Source organism: Nitrospirillum iridis, assembly GCF_014205765.1.
Lineage (GTDB): Bacteria > Pseudomonadota > Alphaproteobacteria > Azospirillales > Azospirillaceae > Nitrospirillum > Nitrospirillum iridis.
Map to the genome: position 1 here is coordinate 1 of NZ_JACIIZ010000038.1, position 6,669 is coordinate 6,669.

A 6,669-nucleotide genomic window follows, 5' to 3' on the forward strand; every position below is an offset into this window, starting at 1 on the left:
ACTGTCCCAGCCGTCACATTCTCACCCAAAGCCGCCTGACCAACGGCCACCTCAAACGCGCGCCGCTTTTACACCAGCTTGACGGACGCTATCCGGGGTTCTGCGGGTTCTGGGCGTTAATCTATCTTAATTTTGGCCAAGGCGAATCCCCGGTGAGGTTGGTGGGTGATGAACCATGCTTGCAAGCGCTTGCCGTGAGGATTTCTGCCTCGAGCCTTTCCACGGAAGTGCCGTTAACCTGCGGCGTAGGCCGCAGGTGGCTATTCGGGCGCGGCCCATCGCTTGAGCAGTCCGGGATTGGACTTATGGATCTGGACCAGGTCGGTGAGGGTTTCGATGCCGAAGTCGGTGAAGGCCATGACAGTCTCTTCGCCCGGGCCGTGGCCCCAGATCAACCCGTCTTCTTGGTCCATTTCGGTGGCGACGTCCCATAGCCAGTCCTCATCCTCGCCGAGTAACCGGGCAACGCGGGTGATGGTCTGAACGTGACGGATCTTGTTGACCTGCACCGCCAGGCCGCCACGGCGGGCGCTTTCGCCACCTTGGGTGCCTGGCGCCGGACAGCAGATCGTCGAGCCTGTGAGCTGGGTGCGCGGCGATGCGGGCGAGGACATCGGCCAGCCAGGCCCGCAGGTCGAGGCCTTTTATCATAGCCGTGGCGATCAAGCTGTATAGGGCGGCGGCACGATGGTCGCCGCGGTTGGAGCCGTAAAACATCCATGACTTCCGTCCCAGGGCAATGCCGCGCAAGGCGCGGTCGGAGCCGTTGTTGGACAGGCACACAGCGGCGACAACGCCGCCAACCCGGTGGGGCAGGATTGGCTGCCAACGACCTGGCGTTCAGGCCACGCTTACGGATTGGCCCGAATTGTCCTTGCGATACTGGCGAGCCCCGATTTGGTACTGGAGCCGTACTCGTAGAAGTGAACTTCCCCGATAATTTTGGCGAGGTTCCAGCCAGGGAGGTGCCGCTTAATTGGAAACGCTTATAATTTAGTTTCCAAAGGGGCCCGAGGGTAAAGGCAATACAAAACCACCCAGCAAGGGCAACACGATCACCTTATTGCCGTATGCTGAGGATGCCGAGCCGCCACTGGTTTGGGACGCCGTCCGATTGCCGGCATTGTCATAGGTATAAGTAGTAACGGCCCCGCTGGAGGAGATTACCTTCACGAGGCGTCCAAGGGTGTCATAGTCGTACTGAGTAGTCCCGGCCCAAGCGGCGCGTCCGGGCACGACCCCAAAAACAATCGCTAATATAAATGCGATAACGGCGTGCTGCCGTGGCGAAGAATAGAAGGAGTATGATCTCATTGGTATGCCCTTATCTTCGGTATGCCTTTATCTTCGGCGAAATCTGCAAAGAAACATTGGCGATGAGAGCGCACGCTTTTATATGCGCTGTGGTTTATTTCCTCAGCGGAAAGTTCTTGGTGTGCGCGCGATGTTCGGATAACATAGCAATCATGTTTCGAAATTAATGCCATAAATTGCTGATTACCGCAATAGGGCAAGCATCGTCGTCCGGCTGCCTCTTCGGTGGATTGGGTAGTGGTGGCCACATTGAGCAATGCGCCCTCAACTTCTTACTGCCGAATAACCCCGCCTTCGCGAGGAAGCATGCTTTTTACCCATTTCGGAGCTGCTCGCAGCCTGGTTTCCTTCGTCGCCTTCGCCCTCGGCGGGCTGTTCTCCTTTACGGCTTCGGCGCAGGACGCATTGAGCAATCCGCCCCCTCTCTATTCAGCAGTGGATTCTCACTCTGTCGATCTTGGCACGGGCGCGTTCACTGCGTCAGCGCAAGAAGTGGTGATTGGTCAACCTGGCACCGGTGGTTTGAGTTATGGGCGTACCTTTGTGGGTACAGGATGGCGCAGCACTCTGGACGGCGGTATAAATAAGAGTGGGACGATCTATACAGTCAGCCTGGGCGGAGCATCAGATGCTTTTACTTCATCCGATGGGGTGAATTTTAATAATACTAGCGGCGGTGCATCGAATCTGAGTGTCAGCGGCACCGTGTATACATACACCATGCCAGACGGCACGGTCGCGAAGTTTGACAAGCAATATTGCTGCAACATAGGCAGCGACGGCATGGTCAGCATCGCCAGTGAAGGCCGCATCACCACCATGACCCTGCCGACGGGCGAAGTGCGGACCTGGACGTATGTTGTCGCTAATTTTAATGTAGCAAACGCTCCGTCGGGCGCCTATGCGGCACTGGGGCGCTTGCAGTCGGTCAGCAATAATTTTGGCTACCAAATCCGATTCAAATACGCCTCGGATGCCACCGGCAACGTCAATTCGGTGATGCCCTGGATCACGCTAACACAAGTGGTTGGCTTCAATATGGCTGCCGAGAACTGTGACGTAGCCGCCTACAGTTGCACCCTTGCGGGTTCATGGCCAACCAGCAGCTATTCAGTGTCTTCTAGCAGTGCCACTGTCACGGACGGTCTGGGGCGCTCCATCGTCTACGCCTATAGCTCCGGCAAGATCACGGCCATCCGATTGCCGTCCGGCAATATGAATAGTATCACCATTAATTATGACTCGTCCAATCGTGTCGTCTCAATCAATAACGGCGTCAGCGCGTGGGCATACGGTTATTCCGATAACGGGAATATCCGCACCACCACGGTGAGCGATCCGCTCGGCAATCAGCGGGTGGTGACAGTGGACTTGACCTCGGGCCAAATACTGACAGACCGGGATGCCCTTGGACACGTCTCGACCTATGCCTATGATGGCAATCATCGCTTGATTAAGGTCACGGCGCCGGAAGGCGATTATGTCACCTATGATTACGACAGCCGCGGGAACGTCACGAAGACAACCAGATATGGCAAGCCCGGCAGCAATCTGGTCGTATGGTCCGAGGCGACCTATGAAAGCGGCTGTCCTAATCCCAAGACCTGCAACCAGCCCTCGGCCGTACGTGATTACAATGGCCACTGGACCTATTACACGTATGATCCCAACCATGGCGGGGTGCTGACCGTAACGCGCGACGCGCCCAGCACTGGGGCGGCCCAGCCGCAAACACGCTACAGCTACGGTTCTTATCACGCGCATTACAAGGATGGTAACGGCAACTGGATCTCCGGCTCCGCCATTTATCGGCCCATCGGCACCTCCACTTGCATCAGTGGCACCTCATGCGTGGGCACTTCATTGGAGGCGAAGACCTCGATCGGGTATGGCGATTCCAGCCAAGCCAACAACTTGCTGCCGGTTTCGGTAACACAGTCGGCCGGTGACGGCTCCATTTCCGCTACCACGTCCGTGACCTATGACGCTGTGGGCAATCGCTTGACGGTCACCGGCCCAGCGAATACCGGTACAACGCGGTACCGCTACGACAATGCTCGCCAAGTTGTTGGTATCATCGGTCCGCCTGCAGGTGCGTCTGGGCGCTATAGGGCAGTCAGCATCGACATAAATGTCAATGGCCAGGTGGTGGAAACGCGGACGGGCACGGTGAACAGCCAGTCGGATGCGGACTGGTCCAATTTCGTTGTGCTGCAGAAGCAGAAGACCGTCTACGATAGCCAAGGCCGCAAGATCCGCAGTGCGTTGATCGATGCTAACAATAATGAGTTGATGGGATTCACGTACGACTATGATGCCGCCAATCACCTGACGACTACAACCCGCCTCATGTACGGCGCTGGTCCTGACCGAAACACCACCTATACCTACGACGCGCTAGGGCGGATGACGCAAACATTTGGCAACAGTCAAAGGATTGTGGCGACAAGCTATACCGACGACGGCCTCAAATCTTCAATAATGGACGGCAATGGTAACGTCACCAACTACAGTTATGACGGCTTCAACCGGGCGACACAAGTCAGCTATCCCTCGGTCAATGGCGCCTCCTCCTATGAGACCTTCACCTATGACAACGACTCCCAGGTGCTATCCCATCGCCTGAGGGATGGGCAAACGATCAATTTCACCCTCGATGCGTTGGAACGTGTGACCAGCCGCGACGTTGGCAGTTACGGCTACAGTTATGACAACCTGGGGCGGGTGACCCAGGTGTCGGCCAGCGGATACGCTACCGTCATCATGACCTACGATGCCTTGGGTCGCATGACAACGCAACGGACGGGCGACCGCACGGTGTCGGCGCAATATGATGCGGCGGGACGGTTGACCCAGGTGATCTGGCCGGACAATTTCTCCGTCACCTATGGTTATGACGCCACAGGCGCAATGACGACGGTGACGGACAACACGGGCACGCAATTGGCGAGCTATGCCTATGATGATTTGGGGCGGCGCCAGTCGGTCAGCCGATCCAATGGCGTGACCACCAGCTATGGTTATGACAACGCCTCGCGCCTGACATCGCAGAATTTCACGGGCAGCAACGTCGACCAATCGCTGGGCTTCAGCTACAACGCGGCTGGGCAGATTACCAGCCGCACCGCGGCCAACACTGCCTATGATCCGCCGCTGCCAGAGAATGGCGCGACCAATTATGCCGTCAATGCGCTGAATCAGACCACCCAGATCTCGGGTAATGCGCCCACGATCAATATTGGTTTCGACGGGCGGGGTAATGTTTCGTCCTTCGGCACCACCACGATGGGCTACAACGCCGACAATCAATTGACCAGCGTGTCGCCTGCCACCACGCTGGGCTACGACGCCACAGGGCGATTGACGCAGGTCAACCAGTCGTCGTCGACCAATTTCTTGTACTTCGGCGACCGGCTGCTGGCGGAATACGACAGGGCCGGCGCCGTGCAGCATCGCTATGTGCCCGGGGCCGCGACGGATGAGACCTTGGTGTGGTACCAGGGCTCCGGCACCGGCGATCGTCGCTGGCTGATGTCGGATGAGCGCGGCTCCGTCGTCGCCGTGCTGAACGACGACCGCACCGCGCGCGGAATCAACACCTACGACGAATACGGTCGGCCGAGCGCCAACAACCTGGGCCGCTTCCAATACACCGGCCAGATCTGGCTGGCGGAAATCGGCGCCTATCACTACAAGGCCCGCGTCTACATCCCCCGCCTGGGCAAGTTTGCCCAGGCGGACCCTAGCGGTTACAGCGCAGGGATGAATCTCTACGCCTATGTGGATGGTGATCCGATCAACAATACGGACCCAAGCGGATTATGCACAGGAACGCGCATTCCCGGGGCTGATTGTTCGAAAAGCATGTACCCGGTGTTTTGCACCGGAAACTGTGGTGGCGGTGGTGGTGGCGGTGGCGGTGGCGGTGGTGCCTTTATCGGTGGAGGATCTGTTGGTCTTGTCACAACAGCGGCGCCGTCAGTTGGCAGCGCAGAGAGTTCGCAGCCGAGCCCGGAGGTTACCCAAGATATAGTTGTCACGCCGCCGGTGGAGCATGTTATACAAAGCGACCCGGTACCGCAAAGTGCTCATCAGCCACAAAGTGGGCAGGATGCTCCTGACGAAATAGTTATCACCGGGACGCGAACGGCGCAGGAGATTATACTTCCAGGTCAGTTACCGCCTTGGATGACCCCTTTAGAGGAGCTTCCGGAAGGGTCCTTCGGTGGGCCAGGCGCTGGCAAGTTGTTCCCCCGTTCATTTAATAAGCAGCAGCCTTCCAACGTTCCCTGCGCTTATTGTGGAGAGCCAACTACTCCTGAGCCTGGCCCGAGCCAATTAAATGGAGAACATGTTGTCCCGAGAAGCCAGGGCGGAAATAACAGCCCGGATAACTATCTTCCTTCCTGCCGGACATGTAACCTGAGTAAAGGCCCACGGACTCCGTTAGAATGGTATTTACGCAATGGGTGGATAGCATGACATCGTCGGAAGCCGGAAAACCTAAAGATCTCGTTCGGATTTCATTCAAGCTTGACCCGACCGAATGGCATGGTCATACACGCGAGTGGATATGGGCTGAGGCGATTCCAGAAGCCCCAGACATTTACCGGATAAAGAATTCTCCTTTTTTTACCAGAGGAATAAGCTTGATGGACTTGGTTAGGGCTTTACCTTCGGAGGAAATTTCCGGCCAGCTTGAAGCTGTTTCAGTTGCTGAAAAATGCGGGCATTCTAACTATATGGTAATTAATCAAACCAGAGAGGACGATTTTGTCAAATACTGGGGGCGTTTAGAGGAAATAGGATGCTCCTTTGAAAGCGCTCACCTACCCATAGATGGGGATAATAAGCTCTTGTACGCTATAGATGTTCCACCGAATGCCGATATTTTTGATGTATACAAAATTTTATCCTCTGGGGAGAAGGATGGAATATGGTTATTCCAGGAGGGCGCGATGGGTCATGATGTTAAGTCGAGGCCATAGCTGGAGAAGCTTGGCATGTAACGATAGAAGCTACAAAGTACACAAGTGGCGCTTGAGGTCGTGGTAACTCCACCACCTGGCACTTCAATTGCGCCGTATGGCGATCCTTATATTCCTCTCGCCCAGGCGCCTGTAAGTGCACGACAAATTCTTCAATATCGCGTGTTTTTCTTTGATGACAATACAGGTATGTGGGGGGTTGGCTTTACCTTCCCTATGGGCGGAGGCGAGTTGACTCCAACGATCGTTCGGCGAGGACAGGATGCCGGCACTGGACTTGCCCTGGAAAAGTGGAGAGCCATTTGCTCGCCGTCAGGCGGTAGCCTCGAACAGGACGGGACTTTTGTAGCCCAGGGCCGAATGCCGC

The 6,669-nt window shown here is 56.4% G+C and carries 4 protein-coding genes and 1 pseudogene; 3 read left to right on the forward strand and 2 right to left on the reverse strand.

All coding sequences use genetic code 11. From position 1 onward, the window contains the following. Positions 1–260: 260 nt before the first annotated feature. Both FHS74_RS29915 and FHS74_RS30815 read right to left on the reverse strand, forming a co-directional pair. The gene (locus FHS74_RS29915; protein WP_246463478.1) at positions 261–614 is read right to left on the reverse strand and encodes a hypothetical protein; all 354 of its coding nucleotides are present in this window, start codon (positions 612–614) and stop codon (positions 261–263) included. Next, positions 562–783: pseudogene (locus FHS74_RS30815) on the reverse strand (transposase domain-containing protein); the annotation flags it as partial. The gene FHS74_RS29915 and the pseudogene FHS74_RS30815, both read right to left, overlap by 53 nt. A gap of 837 nt (positions 784–1,620) precedes the next feature. On the opposite strand from FHS74_RS30815, the gene FHS74_RS29930 reads away from it, so the two are divergent. The 3 genes from FHS74_RS29930 to FHS74_RS30210 all read left to right on the forward strand — a co-directional run. After that, entirely contained in the window at positions 1,621–5,796 is a 4,176-nt protein-coding gene (locus FHS74_RS29930) for an RHS repeat-associated core domain-containing protein (protein WP_184807932.1), read from the forward strand. Next, entirely contained in the window at positions 5,793–6,302 is a 510-nt protein-coding gene (locus FHS74_RS29935) for a DUF4265 domain-containing protein (protein WP_184807933.1), read from the forward strand. Before FHS74_RS29930 ends, FHS74_RS29935 begins: the two co-directional genes overlap by 4 nt. Positions 6,303–6,347: 45 nt before the next feature. Then, positions 6,348–6,669 (forward strand): hypothetical protein (locus FHS74_RS30210; RefSeq protein WP_211106638.1); only part of this gene is annotated, 322 nt, incomplete at its 3' end.